The sequence below is a fragment of the Paenibacillus sp. GXUN7292 genome (genome assembly GCF_050864975.1).
Taxonomy (GTDB): Bacteria; Bacillota; Bacilli; order Paenibacillales; family Paenibacillaceae; genus Pristimantibacillus.
The window spans coordinates 1-19,436 of record NZ_JBOZWO010000014.1 but is presented as its reverse complement, the minus strand read 5'-3'; the positions used below and the strand labels follow the sequence as shown (position 1 = coordinate 19,436).

The 19,436-nt window shown below is 44.9% G+C and carries 21 protein-coding genes; 18 read left to right on the top strand and 3 right to left on the bottom strand.

Going from position 1 to position 19,436, the window contains the following annotated elements:
- The gene (locus ACRRU2_RS13355) at positions 1–1,719 is read left to right on the top strand and encodes a GMC family oxidoreductase (RefSeq protein WP_331700415.1); all 1,719 of its coding nucleotides are present in this window, start codon (positions 1–3) and stop codon (positions 1,717–1,719) included.
- A 30-nt stretch (positions 1,720–1,749) separates the two neighbouring features.
- Positions 1,750–2,130 (top strand): c-type cytochrome, encoded by a 381-nt coding sequence (locus tag ACRRU2_RS13350; protein ID WP_432502313.1) that lies wholly within the window; start codon positions 1,750–1,752, stop codon positions 2,128–2,130.
- Positions 2,131–2,188: 58 nt separating this feature from the next.
- On the opposite strand, the gene ACRRU2_RS13345 is transcribed toward ACRRU2_RS13350, so the two are convergent.
- Entirely contained in the window at positions 2,189–3,319 is a 1,131-nt protein-coding gene (locus ACRRU2_RS13345) for a DUF4261 domain-containing protein (protein WP_331700413.1), read from the bottom strand.
- Between the two features lie 173 nt (positions 3,320–3,492).
- Between ACRRU2_RS13345 and ACRRU2_RS13340 the strand changes: the two genes are divergently transcribed.
- Complete coding sequence (locus tag ACRRU2_RS13340) at positions 3,493–3,705, top strand: DUF378 domain-containing protein (protein ID WP_331700412.1); 213 nt, start codon at positions 3,493–3,495, stop codon at positions 3,703–3,705.
- An 86-nt stretch (positions 3,706–3,791) separates the two neighbouring features.
- Here ACRRU2_RS13340 and ACRRU2_RS13335 read toward each other — a convergent pair whose 3' ends face one another.
- The gene (locus ACRRU2_RS13335) at positions 3,792–4,208 is read right to left on the bottom strand and encodes a CHRD domain-containing protein (protein ID WP_331700411.1); all 417 of its coding nucleotides are present in this window, start codon (positions 4,206–4,208) and stop codon (positions 3,792–3,794) included.
- 115 nt (positions 4,209–4,323) lie between these two features.
- Here ACRRU2_RS13335 and ACRRU2_RS13330 point away from each other — a divergent pair, with 115 nt between their 5' ends.
- On the top strand, positions 4,324–4,809 hold the full coding sequence (locus ACRRU2_RS13330) for an SRPBCC family protein (RefSeq protein WP_432502309.1): 486 nt from the start codon (positions 4,324–4,326) through the stop codon (positions 4,807–4,809).
- 430 nt (positions 4,810–5,239) lie between these two features.
- Positions 5,240–6,019: a tryptophan-rich sensory protein gene (locus tag ACRRU2_RS13325; RefSeq protein WP_432502449.1), complete on the top strand. Its 780-nt coding sequence runs from the start codon at positions 5,240–5,242 to the stop codon at positions 6,017–6,019.
- Between the two features lie 73 nt (positions 6,020–6,092).
- Here ACRRU2_RS13325 and ACRRU2_RS13320 read toward each other — a convergent pair whose 3' ends face one another.
- Positions 6,093–6,722, bottom strand: a complete 630-nt coding sequence (locus tag ACRRU2_RS13320) for a YfbR-like 5'-deoxynucleotidase (RefSeq protein WP_432502307.1) — start codon at positions 6,720–6,722, stop codon at positions 6,093–6,095.
- Between the two features lie 235 nt (positions 6,723–6,957).
- Between ACRRU2_RS13320 and ACRRU2_RS13315 the strand changes: the two genes are divergently transcribed.
- The 13 genes from ACRRU2_RS13315 (at position 6,958) to ACRRU2_RS13255 (ending at position 19,157) form a co-directional block, all read left to right on the top strand.
- On the top strand, positions 6,958–7,305 hold the full coding sequence (locus ACRRU2_RS13315) for a rhodanese-like domain-containing protein (protein ID WP_331700408.1): 348 nt from the start codon (positions 6,958–6,960) through the stop codon (positions 7,303–7,305).
- 5 nt (positions 7,306–7,310) lie between these two features.
- Positions 7,311–7,610, top strand: a complete 300-nt coding sequence (locus tag ACRRU2_RS13310) for a rhodanese-like domain-containing protein (RefSeq protein ID WP_432502305.1) — start codon at positions 7,311–7,313, stop codon at positions 7,608–7,610.
- A 100-nt stretch (positions 7,611–7,710) separates the two neighbouring features.
- Complete coding sequence (locus ACRRU2_RS13305) at positions 7,711–8,283, top strand: sulfurtransferase TusA family protein (RefSeq protein ID WP_432502303.1); 573 nt, start codon at positions 7,711–7,713, stop codon at positions 8,281–8,283.
- A 69-nt stretch (positions 8,284–8,352) separates the two neighbouring features.
- A complete protein-coding gene (locus ACRRU2_RS13300) occupies positions 8,353–9,480 on the top strand; it encodes an MBL fold metallo-hydrolase (protein WP_331700405.1) in 1,128 nt (375 codons plus the stop codon).
- A 248-nt stretch (positions 9,481–9,728) separates the two neighbouring features.
- Positions 9,729–10,745 (top strand): ROK family transcriptional regulator, encoded by a 1,017-nt coding sequence (locus ACRRU2_RS13295; protein WP_331700404.1) that lies wholly within the window; start codon positions 9,729–9,731, stop codon positions 10,743–10,745.
- 26 nt (positions 10,746–10,771) lie between these two features.
- Positions 10,772–12,016 carry an MFS transporter gene (locus ACRRU2_RS13290; protein WP_331700403.1) on the top strand — a complete coding sequence of 415 codons (1,245 nt, stop codon included), beginning with the start codon at positions 10,772–10,774 and terminating at the stop codon, positions 12,014–12,016.
- Between the two features lie 254 nt (positions 12,017–12,270).
- A complete protein-coding gene (locus ACRRU2_RS13285; protein ID WP_432502300.1) occupies positions 12,271–13,887 on the top strand; it encodes an ABC transporter substrate-binding protein in 1,617 nt (538 codons plus the stop codon).
- Positions 13,888–13,987: 100 nt separating this feature from the next.
- The gene (locus tag ACRRU2_RS13280) at positions 13,988–14,938 is read left to right on the top strand and encodes an ABC transporter permease (protein ID WP_432502298.1); all 951 of its coding nucleotides are present in this window, start codon (positions 13,988–13,990) and stop codon (positions 14,936–14,938) included.
- Positions 14,939–14,952: 14 nt separating this feature from the next.
- Positions 14,953–15,855 carry an ABC transporter permease gene (locus tag ACRRU2_RS13275; RefSeq protein WP_331700400.1) on the top strand — a complete coding sequence of 301 codons (903 nt, stop codon included), beginning with the start codon at positions 14,953–14,955 and terminating at the stop codon, positions 15,853–15,855.
- A gap of 32 nt (positions 15,856–15,887) precedes the next feature.
- Positions 15,888–16,898 carry an ABC transporter ATP-binding protein gene (locus ACRRU2_RS13270; RefSeq protein WP_331700399.1) on the top strand — a complete coding sequence of 337 codons (1,011 nt, stop codon included), beginning with the start codon at positions 15,888–15,890 and terminating at the stop codon, positions 16,896–16,898.
- Positions 16,891–17,907: an ABC transporter ATP-binding protein gene (locus ACRRU2_RS13265; protein ID WP_432502295.1), complete on the top strand. Its 1,017-nt coding sequence runs from the start codon at positions 16,891–16,893 to the stop codon at positions 17,905–17,907. Before ACRRU2_RS13270 ends, ACRRU2_RS13265 begins: the two co-directional genes overlap by 8 nt.
- Before the next feature lie 12 nt (positions 17,908–17,919).
- Positions 17,920–18,306, top strand: a complete 387-nt coding sequence (locus tag ACRRU2_RS13260) for an OsmC family protein (protein ID WP_331700397.1) — start codon at positions 17,920–17,922, stop codon at positions 18,304–18,306.
- 89 nt (positions 18,307–18,395) lie between these two features.
- Complete coding sequence (locus tag ACRRU2_RS13255) at positions 18,396–19,157, top strand: DeoR/GlpR family DNA-binding transcription regulator (RefSeq protein WP_432502292.1); 762 nt, start codon at positions 18,396–18,398, stop codon at positions 19,155–19,157.
- Positions 19,158–19,436 lie beyond the last annotated feature (279 nt).

Sequence of the window (19,436 nt, the reverse complement as noted above, 5' to 3'; positions counted from 1 at the left end):
ATGGCAAAGAAATTACCCAAGGTAGATGTAGTTATAATAGGAGTTGGCTGGGCGGGAGGTATTATAGCTGCTGAGCTTACGAAGAACGGCATGTCTGTCGTAGGTTTGGAAAAAGGAAAGGAAAGACTGACCGAGGATTATTTTATGGCTCACGATGAGCTTCGTTTTGCGCTTCGATACGATCTGATGCAGGATTTGTCCAAGGAAACGATTACGTTTCGCGGCAATGAAAAAATAAGAGCTTTGCCTATGCGGCAATACGGCTCATTCTTGATTGGCGACGGACTAGGCGGAGCAGGCGTGCATTGGAACGGTCAAACGTATCGTTTTTTGCCGTACGATTTTCAAATTCGCAGTAAAACAGAAGAACGCTATGGCAAAAATAAAATTCCGAAGGAAATGACAATTCAGGACTGGGGCATCACCTATGATGAGCTGGAGCCTTATTTCGATACCTTCGAAAAGATGACGGGAATATCCGGTGAGGAAAATCCGCTTGGTGGCAAACGGGCAAGCGGTTATCCGACACCGCCAATGCTGCAAACGCCGTCTATGAAGCTGTTTTCAGATGCGGCGAAAAAGCTTAATCTTCACCCTTTTTCAGTGCCTTCTGCCAACTTGTCGCAAGCCTATACGAATCCGGACGGCATTGCCCGGGCAGCGTGCCAATATTGCGGCTATTGCGAAAGATTTGGCTGTGAATATGGAGCAAAGGCCGATCCAGTCGTTACGGTTATTCCAGTTGCCAAGCAGACTGGCAAATTTGAAATTCGCACCCACTCGTATGTAAGAAGAATATTACATACGGGCGGCAAAGCTACGGGTGTTTTATATACTGATTTGACGACAGGCGAGGAAATCGAGCAGCCAGCCGACATCGTCGTATCTACTGGATATGTGTTTAATAATACACGCCTATTGCTGCTGTCAAAAATCGGCAAGCCTTACGATTCAGCCTCCGGAACCGGCGTAGTAGGTAAAAACTATGCTTATCAAGTAACGAAAGGTAATGCGATAGGATTTTTTGAAGATCAAAAGTTTAATTTGTATGCGGGAGCTGGCAGTCTAGGCATGTGCCTGGATGATTACAATGGCGATAATTTTGATCACTCGAATGTGAATTTTATTCACGGGGGCAATATCGCGCATACGTTTACCGGTCAAAGGCCGATTCAGAATAATACGGTGCCGGAAGATACTCCAAAGTGGGGAAAGGAATTTAAAGCTAATTCCCTCAAATATGCAAACAGCATATTGGCAGTCGGCTCTCAAGGGGCTTCCATGCCATTCAAGCACCATTATCTGGACTTGGACCCGACGTATAAGGATGCATTCGGAGATCCGTTAATTCGTATTACGTTTGATTTCGAAGACCAGGATCGAGAGCTGGCGAGGTATATTTCAGACCGATGTGCGGAAATTATAACGGAGATGGGTGCAGATCGCGTCCAATCTCTTAAGGAAAGGCTTGGACCTTACGAAATTACTACCTATCAGTCCACACATAATACCGGAGGCGTTATTATGGGAGCTGATCCAGGCACTTCAGTAGTCAATAATTATTTGCAAGTGTGGGATATGGAAAATCTTTTCGTAATCGGAGCATCCGCATTCCCTCATAACAGCGGCTATAATCCGACTGGCACAGTAGGCGCATTAGCGTACCGGGCAGCCGAAGGAATTGTTGCCTACAAAAAAAAGGGCGGCATGCTAGTGTAGCCGTTTCATCATTCAAAGGAGGTTACTAAAATGTTAAAAAAAGTATGGTTAGTGACAGCATTAATCGCGTTGGTATGTTCTATCGCAGCTTGCGGCGGCGGGGGTGGTAATGGGCCATCGCCAACGGTGAGTCCAGTTTATACACCTACAGCCGGTGCAGAGCAGACGCCTCCTGCGGGACAGGATACAGAAGCAATGGCTATTTATAAGGGGAACTGCATGGCCTGTCATGCAACTGACCTGAAAGGCAGCGGAAACTTTCCGAGTCTGCAAGAGGTAGGTTCGAAATATTCCGAGAGTGAAATTTCAAACATTATTCATAATGGCCAAAACGGTATGCCTGCTTTTAAAGGCAGATTGACTGAACAAGAAATAACAACATTATCGAAGTGGCTGGCTGAAAAGAAATAACAAGCATAAAAGGAAGAAGCCTCTCCCCTAAAAATAACGGGTTGAGGCTTCTTGTTGTTTAAAATTGAATTTTGAGACTTGCGCCGTCGACATAGACACCTTCTGACCGGCTAATCGGCAGCTTCTGCTCAGCTGAAAAACCGATCGTTTCTCCATCCCTCAAGGTGACGTTCTGCTGAATAATATAGTCGGAAATATCAATTAAAAAATCGCGTAAATCAGCTGGAGACGCTTGACTGCCGATTATTTCAATCTCATCCTTGCCAAATGACATAAGCCCGTGCGTGTACGCGTTCATTCCTGCTTCCGTTCCCACTAAACCAAAGTGAATGAGGTTCAATAATGGGAGGGATGGATCAGATTTCATGATTTCCGCCATATCTATAAACATCTGCGGGTGAAAGACGGTGCCGGATGTATAGATTCCTATAGCGTTAGGAAGTTTCAAGCAGCTGGCAGCCAGCTTAGTGTAGAGCTTACCGCTTTCAACCGGCGAGCCGGATCGTGTAAATACTGCTAATATTATTTGGGCTACATGTGTGCTGGTAACCTCTGCGGCTTCCTGCCACAAATAGTTCCCTTGTGCGTAATGCTCAGCTTCGCCGTCAGGGATTGGCGCATCAATAAAGCTTGCTGCCAAAGTGAAGCCATCTGCTTCAAACACAAGCGTTCCTTCTTTTATTTCTGCCTCATGCTCATCAGCTGCTTCAGGCGTAACAGCAATATTCCAGTCGTTCAAAAGATGCGCCTTTACCGCGTTAAGGTCGCATTCAGCGGAGTTCAGCAGAACGAATCCATTAAAAATACCGGATGAGTCGTCTTCGGCTTCCGCTTGTGCTTGAACATTTCCTTTTGATGCTTCAATTGCTGCTGCCTGATTCATCCAATACTCGCGAATCATTTCAACCATAGCTGCAGCTTCCTGCTTGGCAGTGGAAGGATCGTAAGGCTGCATATCGCTAAACACATGGCCGCAGTGTGTTGTATCGGTTTGGTTTTCATAGCCGCCACAAACGCCGAGAAGCCACTTTCCTAATAAGGATTTTTTATATTTGAATATGTAGTATTGCATGCCATGCAGCTCAAAATCACCTGCAGCTTCAATTTTGCTCGGCTTTTTGCCAAGCTCATGCTCATCTGCCAACCAATCAATCATCGATTGCATGGCCGCTTGTTGTTGGGTTGTCATTTTTTCCTCTCCTTGATTAAAAAATATAATGCCTATAATTGTATATACTACAAGGTGATTAGAGGCATAGCAACCAAATGTTACCTGCCTGTTCCGTAATTTGTTGCAGGTATAGTAATGAAAAGGCTTGGGAATTTTAAAGTTAAGAAATGATTTTAGAGGAGCTGACTTAAATGAAGACGTTAAATACAATTGCGCTTACGATATTGATTATTGGAGGACTTAATTGGCTGTTGGTCGGGTTGTTTCAGTATGATTTAGTGGCCGGGCTATTTGGGGGACAAGATTCTGCTCTGTCACGCATCATTTATGTCCTTGTCGGCATAAGCGCGTTATATGCAATCAAGTTCTACAGTGATGTTAACGAAAGAGAGCATGCCAGGTAAAGGCACGAATTGTCTTGCCGTCTGTTATTGCCGGCAAACTTTGAAAAAGCTGCGCGCTTGCTTCATAAGAAGCAAGCGCGTTTTAATTAACAATCTCTAATGCGAAATACTTGGCCGCGAATTTGTCCGTCAGGATGTTGAATGGTGTGCACATTTACATAAGCATTGCCTTGTCTAAATTCACGAATCAGGTTTCTGAGGCTAAGTCCTCTTAATGGACCTACCAAATCATTTCTAGATATGGTGCCTCGAATAACGCCGAGTCTGAAGGAAACTCCAGATCGGTTTGGGCCGAATAGAAAGGCGACGACAGGTCCGTTAACACCTCTCCTGCCCAGATGGATATGGGCCTGTGTTACCCGATTAATATTTCTGACTACAAGAACAAATCGGAGCTGATTGCCGGACTCACTGAGACGGAAAGTTACATGGCCCGTTGAAATGGTACGTACAGGCGGAACTTCGTTTCTTCCTCGCAAAATAGCAGCAAAGCGTCTACTCATAAAATCACTCCCCTACTCTTTTAAAATAGCTTATTCTATTTAATAGAATTGGTTCTTTTAATAGCCTATTTGCTAGAAAAATAATTAATGAGTCGCGAAAGGTGGACAATTTACCATGATAGCAGCAATTCGTAAATCCGAAGGGACATACATTGCCGAATTTGAACGCAGCTTGAAGCACCCTGCAGCAAAAGTATGGTCTTTTCTCACAGAAAATGAAAAATTGAAATTGTGGTTCTCAGAGTTAAGCATCGATAATCTTGTTGCAGGCGGAATAATTAAATTCGATATGGGCGATGGCAGTTTTGAGGAAATGACAATCTTAGAGGTTCATCCTAACAGCGTCTTGGAATACACTTGGGATAAAGATGTTGTGCGCTTTGAGCTGGCTACTGTTGATGGCGGCTGCAAGCTGACTTTGATTGAAAAGATAACAAGCTTAAATGACCATACGCCAAGAGACCTGGCAGGCTGGCATGTGTGCCTGGATGTCATTACTGCATTGCTGGATGATGCCAGGCTCGAAAACCGCAGCGAGCAGTGGAAGGTATGGTATGAACGTTATCGTGAAGCGGTAGATGCGCAAGCCTGGATCGATTGAGATTTGGGCTTTTTTTTGTGGGGACGGCTCTAACGAATAGACAGCTTCGCCAACTGGTCAGTCGTTCCGTTATTACGACCAAATCGTAGTTTTAAGGTGGCAAAGTGACAGACGTTCCGTTATTGATCCATAAATCATAGAAAAAGCATCATTTGGAGCTGTATAGCGGAATGTGTGACCGCGAAATTCAAAAAATAACGGTTTTTAGGCAAATAACGGAACGTGTGACCAGGTCAATTCATTTCGGGCAACCATTCGCAAGCAAGAAAAGGAGAAGAGAGCAGATTTGGGATTGGAGAAGCGGGAACGTCGGCTTTGTAGAACAATTTTTCGCAGCCAGGTTAATCAAAGTTAACCTTTTGGGGTATTAACTAAGTAGAAGCATCATTTTAGCTACCGTAAATATAGGAGGAGGTTGACGAGGGTGAAGATGAGGATAAGGATAATCGTGTTCCGCTGGCTTAACATGATCAGCTTCCTGGCTATGATTGCGGTCAATATAGCAGCGGAAAGAAGGCTGTTAGGAGGCAAAACGACCGGAGAAATTTCAGCTCAATATCCTGTTCTTATTACTCCAGCAGGCTATGCCTTTCTAATTTGGACAGTCATTTATATACTGCTGCTGCTGTATGTTGTTTATGGCTTTACTAAGGCAGGGCAAGAAAGCAAAGTCAATCAAGCGATATGTCATCTCTTCTTTGTATCTTGTTTATTGAATATCGGCTGGCTGGTTGCTTGGCATTATGAAAGACTGGCGAGCAGCGTATTTCTAATGCTGGTTTTGTTATTCACGTTAATTACAATCCATATTCGCACCAAGGATACTATGAGGGAGCCTGCTGCACTTTCTGACAAATGGCTCGTTCGCTTGCCATTCCGAATTTATTTGGGCTGGATAAGCGTAGCGGTTATTGTAAATATTGCAGTTGCCTTATATGCAAGCAATTGGGACAGATTTGGGTTGTCCGAGACGGCTTGGGCTATTATTATGCTGAGCGTTGCAGTGCTGCTTGCGATAATTGTGGTGGTAAAAGAACGAAATATTGTTTTTGCAGCGGTATTTATATGGGCGATTTGTGCGATTGGCGTTAAGCAGCTGGCATACCCGGCTGTTGCCTATACAAGCTTTGCATATGCGCTGGCGCTAATTGTGGCGTTATGCTGGATAGTCGCAAGAAAAAAACAAGAACAGGCTGTTATTTCGAGGTAAGATGCACGCTAGCAGCACAGCGGGATGTATAACGGGGAGCACAGCAAGGAGGAGTGATGGGCAGAGCTTGTTATTATGAAGCAAGAGCTTCGTTTGTTATTTTCGCGATATCGATAGGGGAACGAGTTCCTTCCTGGACCATGTCAGGCAAAATATGATGGAGGAAATAGTCAACGCAGTGCAGCTTGATGCCTTTTATTTTAATGAGGGCATGACGGTACATCGTTATAAATTCTTTTTCTGTATTTCCTCGCTGCAGCTCTGAAAAGGCTTCGTATATTTGATCGAGCTTGTCAGCAACCTCTAATATTTGCCCTTCTACAGAATCATCTTTTCCTTCACGCAGCTGGCGGCGGAAGATCGCTTTAAACTGCTCGGGAATATGCTCCTCAATGAAATGAGCGACCATGCCTTCCTCAACCTGCTGCAGCATGGCACGAAGCTCCAGCGAATAGTGCTTGACGGGGGTTTTTATATCGCCTATAAAAATTTCACCGTAGTCATGACTGCTTGTAATCTCATATAGCTTTTTCCAGTCAATAGAGACACCATTGCTTTCTTCAATATCTGCTAAAGTTTTAGCATATTGAACGACCTTCCAAGAATGTGCGGAGACGCTATGCTCCTGAAATTTAAACTTGCCTGGACAGCGAATGATGCGCTCCAGATCGGTTAGTGATTGAAAATACGTATGAATACCCATCGCTTAAATTCCTTTCTTATCGTTTTAAATGTAGTTTACGCTTTATTTGTTAAGGGAAAATTAACTGTAGTTCAAAATTGAATCAGCGATTGTTGGTTATCGTTATTTTGGCAATATTATTGTAAAAGAAGCTGTTGACTTTCACATACCCTATGGGGTATATTTATAGACGTAGAAAGCAAGCAATTGTTGCATAAGGGAATAAGTTTGCTTCATTTTATACGGGGAGGCTGCTATGGAATATATTATTATTGCTGCACTTGTTATTTTATTTTTTGTATGGCGTTTAAAGCCGGCTAAAGGAGTTGCCACTATTTCAACTGAGCAGCTTAAGCAACAATTGTCTCAGAAGGATAAGATGTTTATTGATGTGAGGACACCAAGCGAATATAAAAGGCAGCATATTGCACAGTTTGCAAATATTCCGCTAGGTTCGGACTTGTCCAATTTGCCAAAGGATAAAGAAATTGTAGTGATATGTCAAAGCGGCATGCGCAGCAGCCAGGCCTGCAAGCAATTGAAAAAATTAGGCTATGCCAAGGTGACGAATGTTCGCGGTGGCATGAGCGCTTGGAGAGGATGATATTGGTGAAAGAAATTTCTGCAGCAGAAGTTGAGCAGCGTTTGGAGAAAGGGGAGCAGCTTCGCCTTATCGATGTCAGAGAAACAAGTGAGGTTGCTGAAGGCCATATACCGGGCGCAATAAATATTCCGCTTGGCCTATTAGAGTTCCGCATACATGAGCTGGATAAAAAAACACCTTATATTATAGTTTGCCGTTCCGGCGGAAGAAGCGGCAAGGCGACTGAATATTTAACTTCATTTGGTTACGATGCCGTTAATATGATTGGCGGAATGCTGGAGTGGCAAGGTAAGATAAAGGTTTAATTTACATTATTAAGTGTTAGTTATATTAATGAAGGCGGGCGCTTTTTTTTACTATCTTGTATACCCCATTGGGTATTTTTGAATTGAGGAGGAATAATAGATGTTAAAAGCAGATTATCAAGTAGACGCCAAAGGTATGGCCTGTCCGATGCCTATTGTAAAAACAAAAAAAGCAATGGGCAGCTTGGAGGAAGGTCAAGTATTGGAAGTGCAAGCGACAGATAAAGGCTCCAAAGCTGATTTGGCTGCTTGGGCGGCTTCAGTCGGCTATCAATATATCGGCACTCTTGAAAAAGGCGAAGTACTGCTGCACTATATTCGCAAATGCTCGGGCGATAACGTTTTTGAAGCTGCGCATGAGCAAACGGCAAGCAATGAGGAAGCGGCAACAGCCGCCAAGCAAGGCGGTTTGCTTATAGATGTCCGTGAAGCTGCAGAATACGCTTTTGGACATATTGAGGGCGCTATTTCAATACCGCTGGGCGAGTTAGATGAGCGAATGAATGAGCTGGATAGAGAAAAGAATATCTATTTGATTTGCCGCACAGGCAAACGCAGCGATCTTGCTGCACAAAAAGTAGCCAAAGCAGGCTATTCAAATGTTTATAACGTATTGCCTGGAATGACGGGCTGGAATGGCCAACTTAACCAAATCGTTAAGGCGGAAAGATAAATTACGTCTAATAAAGCAGCAATTATATTGTACTAAAAACAGACAGCATGATAAGGGAGGGAGTTGCAGATGTCTATCAAGAAATGGACAGCAGCAGATGTTGCTCAAAGAGTCATTCATAATGAGCCGCTTTTTATAGTTGATGTGAGAAACCCGGATGCTTTTGCAGACTGGAAAATAGAAGGCCGCCAATTTCAATATTTGAACGTCCCCTATTTTGATCTGCTTGATGGGGTGGAGGGAATATTGCCCCAAATTCCTGCAAAAGGCGAAGTACTAATCGTTTGCGCAAAGGAAGGCTCATCTGTCATGGTTGCTGAAATGCTTAGTGAAGCAGGCCGCACTGTCGCTTATTTGGAAGGCGGCATGAAGGCTTGGAGCATGTATTTGGAGCCGATCAAGGTTGCCGATCTGACTGGCGGCGGAGAACTTTACCAATTTGTGCGCTTAGGCAAAGGCTGCCTGTCTTATATGATTGTATCCAGCGGCGAGGCTGCTGTTATTGATGCGGTGCGATTTACTGATGTGTTTACACATTTTGCACAATCAAAAGGCGCTGTAATTACCCATGTATTTGATACGCATCTTCATGCGGATCATATATCCGGAGGCCGCCTTATCGCAGAACAGACAGGGGCAAGCTACTATTTGCCGCCGAAAGATGCTTCAGAGGTTTTGTTCGATTTCACACCGCTGACAGATCGTTTATCGGTTAACATAGGTGAGTCCAGCATACAGGTTGGGGCACTCTATTCACCGGGGCATACGGTTGGCTCCACTTCTTTTGTAGTGGATAACCGTTATTTGCTGACAGGAGATATACTATTTATTGATTCCATCGGAAGACCGGATTTGGCGGGGCTTGCAGAGGATTGGGTAAGTGATTTGCGAGAAACGCTGTATAGCCGTTACCGTGAGCTGGCAGAGGATCTGATTGTCCTGCCTGCACATTTTATGATTATCGATGAAATGAATGAGGACGGGACGATTGCAAGGCGGCTAGGTGATTTATTTGCACAAAATCACGGCTTGAATATTGCCGACGAAGCGGAATTTCGCCGTACCGTTACCGATCATTTGCCGCCGCAGCCCAATGCGTATCAGCAAATTAGACAAGTTAACATGGGCAAAATTATGCCTGATGATGAAGAGCAGACGGAAATGGAGATTGGTCCGAATCGCTGCGCTGTAAGATGATAAAAGCATAAGTAAATGACGTCATAACGCAGCAGAGCTGTCCTTTAGCGATCCATTGTGATTGCCGGGCCAGCTTTTTTTGTTTATATAGGACAAATAAGGCTTTTGATAATCGTTAGCTCTCCTAGATCGGCGCCAGGATGAGGCAAAGCAAAACTTTTTCTTGTTAGTTTTCTCAATTCCTGTTATGCTCATATCGACTTATTAAACGTCTTTAAAAAGTATTGGCATACCTAGGTGGGAATGATATGAGAGATGTACGAATGAGTGCGCAGGAAACGAAAGCAAGCATTATGCGAAGTATGCGCAAGCTTTTACTTGGGCAGGGAAGTGGAACGAAGGCTGAGCTTAGTGAGAAACTGCAGATCAGCTTTCCTACGATAAGCAAATTTTTAACGCTCATGGAGCGTTCAGGTGAGGTTTCCCTGGCTGGGCTGGATGAATCGAGCGGCGGCAGAAGAGCAAAGAGATATGTTTATAATGCGAATTATAGGCTGGGACTCGCTATATTTTTGGAGAAGCATGAAACGCACTATACGATCTTTAACGGCTTTGGAGACCAAATGGGGCAGGGAAGGACAAATAGTGTTTTGCAGGAAGAGGCATCAAGCCTTGTTAATCTAATCCGAGATATAATGGACAGCTACCCCAGTATTCAATCAGTTGCAATTGGGGTTCCCGGAGCAGTTAATGAAGGGAAAATTTTCTATATGCCAGCCTATGAGCAGTACGATAATCTTCATTTGAAGCAATATATTGAAGAGCAGATCGGCGTGCCTGCCGTCGTCGAGAACGATATGAATGCAGCTGTGCTCGGCTATATAGCGCGAAGGAAGCTGCAGGAGATGGCTTCCATTATTTATTTATATTTAGGGCAAAATGGTCCTGGAGCCGGTGTTGCCGTAAACGGTCAAATTGTGCGCGGCAAATCCTTTTTCTCAGGCGAGGTTTCTTTTATACCGCAGTACGATTATAAAAATTTTTTGCAAGCTTTAAACGATGAGCGTGATGCAGATGCAGCAGTTAAACACATAGATCCGATTAGCCGATTAGTCGCTGCGATAACGGCGATTTTGAATCCGGACTATTTTGTATTTTGCGAGGAAGAAGTAAATTCTCATCTCATAAGTGAAATTATTGCGCACAGCGCTGCATATGTTCCAAAAGAGCATCTTCCGGAACTTTCGGCAAGCGATTGGAAGTCGGATTACTTGTATGGCCTTCAAAGTCTTGGCCTTAATGCCCTGCTTATCCAAACGAACTAAATTTGCATTAAGGAGTGCATCTGCTAATGGCAACGTTTTTTCTAATTATTATTTACTTGGCATTTATTAGTCTCGGATTGCCGGATTCCTTATTGGGAGCAGCATGGCCGGTCATGAGCAAGGATATGGATGCTTCATTAAGCACAGCTGGAGCCATATCGATGGTTGTTGCAGGCAGCACGATTATTTCCAGCCTGATGAGCGGCTACGTGCTTAAACGCTTCGGTATTGGCAAGGTTACGCTTATCAGCTGTTTAATGACAGCAGCGGCATTGCTCGGCTTTGCCTGGTCGCCTTCACTGATCTGGTTGATTCTTTTTGCAATACCGCTTGGGCTGGGCGGCGGCTCGGTGGATGCCGGCTTAAACAGTTATGTTGCTGCTCATTACAAAGCTCATCATATGAGCTGGCTGCATTGCTTCTGGGGGGTTGGCGCGACACTTGGCCCTATTATTATGGCATCTTATATATCCGGCCAAAACTTGTGGAGGCAAGGCTATTTGACGGTTGCGGCTATTCAGTTCGGATTAGTGATCATTTTACTAGTATCGCTGCCATTATGGGATAAGGTTGCAAAGTTGAGCGGCGCAGCAGCTGAACAAGATAACGCTGTAAAGCGGGCATCAGACCGTTCTGCAGTATCTTCTGCGGATCAGGAAGAGGAGCAGCAATTAAAAAATATGAAGCCCTGGAATGTTAAGGGCGTTAAGCTGGCGATGCTGACCTTTTTATTTTATTGCGGGATTGAAGCGAGCGTTGGTTTGTGGGGCAGCAGTTTTCTAGTGAATGTGAAGGAGCTGGACGCTGCTGCAGCTGCGCAGTGGGTGTCTGTGTTTTATATAGGCATTACAGCAGGAAGAATGATTACAGGGTTTATTACGTTCAAAATGAGTAATCGAAAGCTTATCCGATACGGTCAGCTTATTGCACTGCTTGGCACGGTACTGCTCGTATTGCCTTTGCCATCGATTGTTTCACTTATTGGCTTTATTGTGATCGGATTAGGGCTTGCGCCTATATTTCCTTGTATGCTGCATGAAACGCCAGCCCGCTTTGGCAAGACGCATGCACAATCGATTATGGGCTATCAAATGGCAACTGCTTATACGGGAAGCACGCTAATTCCGCCATTTCTTGGTGTCGTGGCGTCTTATTTTACAATTGGCATCTTTCCTGTCTTTGTCGTTATATTTGCAATAGTAATGCTTTTATGTACGGAAAGATTAAATCGATATCTTAAAAAGAAACGCGGCCGTCTCATTGACGCGTAAAAGCAATCCAATCGTTCGGTAATAGTTATAAAAGTACAAAAAGATCCTTTTTTCATAAAAGAAGAGGGTCTTTTTTTCTTTTTTAAACAAATAGGAAGAAGTCTCGTTCGCCCTTTAATTACGGGGGTAAAGCATAATAAAAGTGATTGACAAACTCTAATACGTGCAGTAGTATTGGAATATCATATTAATACTACTTATTTAGTAGGAATTATCGGAATTGATTTCTCGTCATACTAAGGGGGCACAATACAATGAAGTCAAAAAAATGGGGTTTATTAGTTGCAATATTATTACTGATGGTAACGGCTGCCTGCGGCAGCGGTGGAAATAAACAAACGCCGGGAAACAGCAGTCCGAGTCCGGCAGTAAATGAAGGCAGCAAAGACGATGCCAATAAAGATGAGTCCAAGGAATATAAAGATGAACTAAATATCGCGCTGACAGCACAGCCGCCTACTTTGGATACAGCTATGACGGTGTCCGCAGTAGCGCTTGATACAGCAGGCAATATATTTGAGCAGTTATATACGCTGAATGCGAATTATGAGCCGGTGCCTGCTCTTGCGGAATCAGTAGAGCGCAGCGAAGACGGGTTAGCATATACATTCAAGCTGAGACAAGGGGTTAAGTTTCACAACGGCAAGGAATTAACATCCGAGGATGTAGTAGCATCCATGAACAGATGGCTGGTCACTTCTTCCCGCGCTAAGGTGCTATTGCAGAATGCCAAGTTCGAAGCCGTTGATACTTACACAGTTAAGCTGACAGTAGAAAAGGCTACATCTGATGTATTAATACTTATTTCAGCACAAGCACAATTCCCGGCTATTATGCCTAAGGAAATTATAGAATCAGCGCCTGCAGAAGGCATCAAGGAGTATATTGGTACTGGCCCTTATAAATTTGTGGAGTGGAAGCAGGATCAGTACATTCATTTGGAGCGTTATGACGAGTACCAGTCTGTAGATAGAGATCCAAGCGGGTTTGATGGAAGAAAAGAAGCGCCTACGAAAAATTTGTACTTCCATTTTGTAACTGACCATGCTACGAGAATTGCTGGTGTGAAAACAGGCAAATATGATGTTGCGGACAGCATTCCAATTGAAAATTATGATGAACTCGCCGCTGTTAATAATGTAGAGCTTCAATCCTTCCCAGGCGGTGCATTGACAGCATTCTTTAACACAACTGAAGGTGTTCTTTCCGATGTGAAGCTGCGTCAAGCTGTGCTTGCTGCTCTCAACAATGAAGAAATTATGCTCGCAAGCTTTGCCAAACCGGAGCTGTATTCTTTATCGCCAAGCTACTTGAGCACGAATCAAACGCAATGGACGAATGAAGCTGGTGCAGAGTACTATAACCAGTCCAATCCGGAGAAGGCGAAGCAGCTTCTTGCAGAAGCAGGCTACAACGGAGAAGAAATTACTTTGCTGACTACCAAGGATTATAACGAGATGTATACGGGAACTTTGGTTATCCAGGAGCAGCTGCGCCAGATTGGCATGAATGTGAAGGTCATTAACTTTGATTTCCCAACCTTCCTGGAAACAAAAAATGATCGCAGCAAGTGGGATATTTTCCTTGCGAGCACAGGCTATCAAATTACGCCGCCTCAGCTTTTGGCAGTAAACCCTGATTGGGCAGGTCTTAATAATGAGACAGTGGCAAATGCGCTAGTAGCTATCCGCAGTGCAGCAACGCCGGAAGCAGCCAAGCAGGAGTGGGAAAAGCTGCAAGGCTTCATGTATGAGTTTGCTTCATCGACAGTACTTGGACATTATAACGGTGTCGTAGCGATCAATAAAAATCTAGAAGGCTTTGAGCTATATGAAGCGCCGGTTGTCTGGAACGCGAAAATAGCGAAATAATGGACGGGAAGGTGTAACAGATTACTTAGGTAAGCTGTCTAACACCTTCCTTTTCGAGATTATAATGGCTTAAATATTAGTTGAACGAGGAGCGATTCAAGTGCTCGCTTACATTATAAAAAGATTATTTTCATTAATTCCAGTTCTGCTGGTTGTTTCAATCGCTATCTTTTTGCTGATTCATATAACCCCCGGCAAGCCAGCTGCTGTAATGCTCGGAATGGAAGCATCCGAGCAGGAGATCGATGCGCTCAATGAGGAACTGGGGTTCAATCTTCCGCTTTATGAGCAGTATACCAATTGGGTCGGGAAGCTGTTTAAGGGCGATTTGGGCGATTCTATCTTTATGCATCAGCCGGTAAGCGAAGCAATCAAGGAGCATATCGGGCCTACGTTGTCGCTAGCTATACTGGCACAAATCATCGCATTAATAATAGCGATTCCTTTTGGGATAATAGCGGCATACAAACGAGGAACGATAACCGACTACTCGCTTATGGGCGTTTCTTTGCTCGGTATGGCGATCCCAAGCTTTTTGCTAGGATTGTTTTTAATGCTGGTGATTGGAGTTAAGCTCCAGTGGTTGCCTGTGGCAGGCTATGAACCGCTGTCCAACGGCCTATGGACGCATTTGCAATATTTAATATTGCCGGGTATTTCATTAGGCACGATACAAGCTGCGCTTATTACGCGCATGACACGCTCCTCTATGCTCGAGGTGCTCAATTTGAATTTTATTAAAACAGCGCGCTCCAAAGGGCTGAACGAGTGGAAGGTGCTGCTCAAGCATGCGTTTCGCAATGCTTTTTTGCCTATATTGACTGTCATTGGCCAAACCTTCGGCACTTTAGTTACGGGAGCGGTAGTGGTGGAATCTATATTCAATATACCTGGCTTGGGACAGCTCATATTGAATTCAATAGCAAGAAGAGATTTTGCTGTCATCCAAGGTGTCGTGCTTAGTGTGACAGTCATGTATGTCACGATAAACCTGTTGGTAGATTTGCTATATGGCGCAGTGGATCCGCGCGTTCGATTGGATCGCAAATAGAAAGAGGGGTCACAATGATTACAGCTCAGGAGAAAGAGCATATCGCACAAATAAGTAAAAAGCTTAAGCAAGAGCAGCGTTCATTAGGACTTCTCCGACTAAAATCTAATCGCGGATTGATAATAGGCGGATCAGTATTTTTGCTGCTTGCTGTTTTAGCTATATTGGGCCCGATTCTAGCATCCTACGGTCCTTATGATATGAAGGTGGTCGACCGCTTAAAGCCGCCAAGCGGCGCGCATTGGCTGGGGACAGACGAGTTCGGCAGAGATTTGCTGACTCGAATATTATATGGCGCGCGGGTTTCAATAAGCGTAGGGCTCGTTGTAGCATTAATCTCCTCGCTGCTGGGGCTTGTCATTGGAGTCTACGCGGCTTACTATAGAATGCTGGATCATATATTAATGCGCATATCTGATGGATTGACGGCTATACCCGGCATACTGCTGGCGATTGCTTTAATGGCTGCGCTCGGGGCATCGGCTACTAACGTGATTATTGCGCTGACGATCGTTTTTACCCCCAATATTGCCCGCGTTGTACGCTCTACAGCTCTTGTCGTGCGGGAGCAAACCTATATTGAAGCGGTGATGGCGCAGGGAGCCAGCGATTCGCGAATCATATGGCGTCATATTGTGCCGAATACCTTATCGCCATTACTTGTGCAAGCGACCTTTGTATTTGCCGAGGCAATTATTTCGGAGGCAGCTCTAAGCTTTCTGGGAGCCGGGATTCCAGCGCCCGAGCCGAGCTGGGGAAATATTTTACAGGCCAGCAAGCTTGTTATTTATAAAGCCTGGTGGATGCTTGTCTTCCCGGGCGTAATGATTGTTTTGTCCGTTCTTAGCTTGAATCTGCTTGGAGACGGACTGCGCGATCAGCTTGATCCGCGCTTGAAGCAAAAAATTAAGAAGTAATACGCTGATCAAACAGGAGGTGTTGGCATACGATGAGCGGACAGACTCTTTTGGAAGTCAAGCATTTAAAAACGCATTTCCATACCGACCGCGGCAAAGTGACGGCAGTCAATGACGTTAGCTTTACGATGGATAGGGGCGAAATTGTCGGCATAGTTGGAGAGTCCGGCTGTGGAAAAAGCGTAATGTCCCAGTCGATTACGAGGCTGCTTGATCATACGGATGCTATTTCATATGAAGGCCAGGTTATATTCGATCAGCAGGATTTATTCAAGCTTTCCCCTGCCAAAATGAGAGCGATTCGCGGCGATGATATATCGATTATTTTTCAGGATCCGCTGACCTCGCTTAATCCTGTTTATACAATCGGCAATCAGTTGGAAGAGGTTATTCGCCTGCATCAGAAAAAATCAAAAAAAGAAGCGCGTCAAAAAGCGGTAGAAATGCTGCGTCTAACAGGCATTCCGGCGCCGGAGCAGCGCGTGCACGAATATCCGCATCAGCTGTCAGGCGGCATGCAGCAGCGCGTGATGATTGCGATGGCACTGGCTTGCGAGCCTAAGCTGTTGATCGCAGACGAGCCGACAACCGCGCTGGATGTTACCATTCAAGCGCAAATATTGGATCTGATTGTGGAGCTGAACCGCAAGCTGGGCATGGGCGTTTTATTTATTACGCACGATTTGGGTGTGGTAGCGGAGATATGCACGAGCGTTAAGGTTATGTATTTGGGCCAAATTGTTGAGGAAGCGCAGACGGAGCATTTATTTCAAAGACCTCTGCACCCTTATACCCAAGGTCTTATCAAATCTATTCCAAGGCTCAACGGGAGCCGCAATGAGAAGCTTCATGTTATAGAAGGCACAGTCCCCTCGCTTGCCAATATTCCGCAGGGCTGCAGCTTTGCAGCAAGATGCCCATTTTCGGATGACAAATGCCGCAGCCAGCAGCCGGTTATGGAGCAGGCGGCAGATGGACACCGGGTTAAATGCTGGCATTATAAAGAGATAAGCAGTGTGAAGGGAGGAGAGGCAGTTGGCTGAGAAAGCAATAGGCTTAGATTATGCTGTCTCTGCGGCAGAGCCGCTGCTTGACGTCGTTTCGCTTCATAAGCAGTTTCCGGTTTACAGTCCTTTTGGCAAAATTTTTGGCGCAAAAGCGTTTGTGCACGCTGTATCGGATGTATCTTTTCAGCTGTATGAAGGTGAAACCTACGGACTAGTCGGCGAATCCGGTTCGGGAAAAAGCACGATCGGACGTACAATTCTTGGGCTTACTCCGGCCAGCTCGGGCCAGGTGCTATACAAGAAGCAGGATTTGGCTGCAATGCGAAAGGGCGATCTGAGGAAATTCCGGAAAGATATTCAGATGGTATTTCAAGACCCCTTCTCTTCCTTGAATCCGCGCAAAAGAATCGGTGCTATTTTGGAAGAAGCTTTAATTATTCATAATCAAGGCAATCAAGTAGAGCGCCAGGAGGCTGTATTCCGTATTTTACAAACGGTCGGACTGCAGGCTGAGCATTATTTTCGTTTCCCGCATGAATTTTCAGGCGGCCAGCGTCAGCGTCTGGGGCTTGCCCGCGCGCTTATTATGAATCCAAAAATCATCGTTTGCGATGAGCCGGTGTCCGCTCTGGATGTGTCAATCCAGTCGCAAATATTAAACCTGTTGAAGCAGCTGCAGCGCGATCTGAAGCTGACGCTATTATTTATTACTCACGATATCAGTGTCGTACGGTATATATCTGATCGGATCGGCATTATGTATTTAGGAAAAATTGTAGAGGAGGCTGCTACAGATCAATTGTTCAGCAACCCCGTTCATCCTTATACGAAGTCGCTATTTTCTGCTGTGCCCGGATTTTCCGGTAAGAAGCTGAAGGAACGCATCATTCTCAAGGGCGAAATTCCGTCCCCTCTTTCGCCGCCATCTGGCTGTGTATTTCATACGCGCTGCCCTTATGCGACAGAACGGTGCAAGACTGAAGTGCCTGGCTTAACGAATATTGCCAGCAATCATAAGGCTGCCTGTCACCTTATCTCAACTTAGGAGTGAATAATTATGACAATCATTAATATAGAAAATGGCCAGAACCGCATATACAATGACGCAGGCTTTCAAATAATCGGCAGCACGGCCCCTAATTCAGAAGGTCTATCGCCAAGAGAGCTGCTGGAGGCTGCGCTCGGCCTATGCGTATCGATTACGCTGCAAAAAATAATCGAAAGAGACGGCTTGGAGTATGACAAGTCGGAAATAAGCATTAAGGTGTTGGCAGTAAAGGCAGCAAAAGCGCCAAGCCGCTTCTCCAAATTCATTGTGCATACGACCCTCCCTTCAGGGCTTGATCTTGCGTATAAAGAGCAGCTGAAAGAGGAAGTAGAGAAAACTTGCACGATTAGCAATACCTTGCATTTGGGAGCCGATATAGAGCTGGTCGAGGTATAAAGAAGTTGATTAGCTTGCAACATTGTGCATGCTATGAGCGATAGAGAAATGGGTGAGAAGTGAGTCGGCTGACAGAGGAGGGGGTTAATTTGGCGAATATTGATAGAAAGAAAGAAATTATACTGCTGCTGGAAAATGGCGAGGTTGCCAAGGTTGCGCAAATGAGCAAGCGGTTCGGCGTAACTGAGGAAACGATTCGCCGTGATCTGGATGCGCTTGAAAAGGAAGGCCATTTGATTAGAACGCACGGCGGCGCCATCTTAAACCGCAAGGAAGGTACGGAGCTGCCATTGCTTCAGCGAGAAGGAATCAATCTCGGGGAAAAGCGGAAAATCGGCCTTTACGGCGCGTCTTTAGTGGAGGAAGGCGACGTTATTTCCTTGGATGCCAGCACAACCTGTCTTCTGCTTGCCAAGCAGCTGCCTGATATCGACATTACCGTAATTACCTATTCTGTACCGATCGCGTACGAGCTAGCGAGGAAAAGCAGGATTAGAGTTTTTCTGATCGGCGGATACGTAGACCGCCAATTATTAGCCAATACAGGCGCCGCTGCTGAAAAAATGATCGAGGGCTATCATGTTGATAAATGCTTTATTTCCTGTAAAGGGTTTGATTGGAAGCGAGGCATTAGCGAGCCTTATGAATCTCAATCTCAAATAAAGCGAAAGATCATGCACATTTCGGAGCAAATCATTCTACTTGCGGACAGCCACAAATTTCAAAAGAAATCATTAATCCGTTTGGCTGGCCTCGAAGAAGTAGATATTGTAGTTACTGATTCGGCCATACCTCATTTGTTTTTGGAAGAAGCAGTCAACAATAACATAGAAGTAATCGTGACGAAGTAGCATCATTGGACAAGGACAAGGACAAGGACAAGGACAAGGACATGGACAGGCTGAGCACCTTGGGTTGCTCAGCCTGTTAACGTGTAAAGCCCAAAACTCTACAACCCTATGCGTGTCCGCGCACCTCGAAATAACTCAATGTATATGAAAATTCATACAGAACCGGACGGTGCCACCTCAAAACGGGTCAATGTATATGAAAATTCATATACAATACTCTGAAATGCTCCATAAAACACAATTGTATATGAAAATTCATACAGAACCGGACGGTGCCAC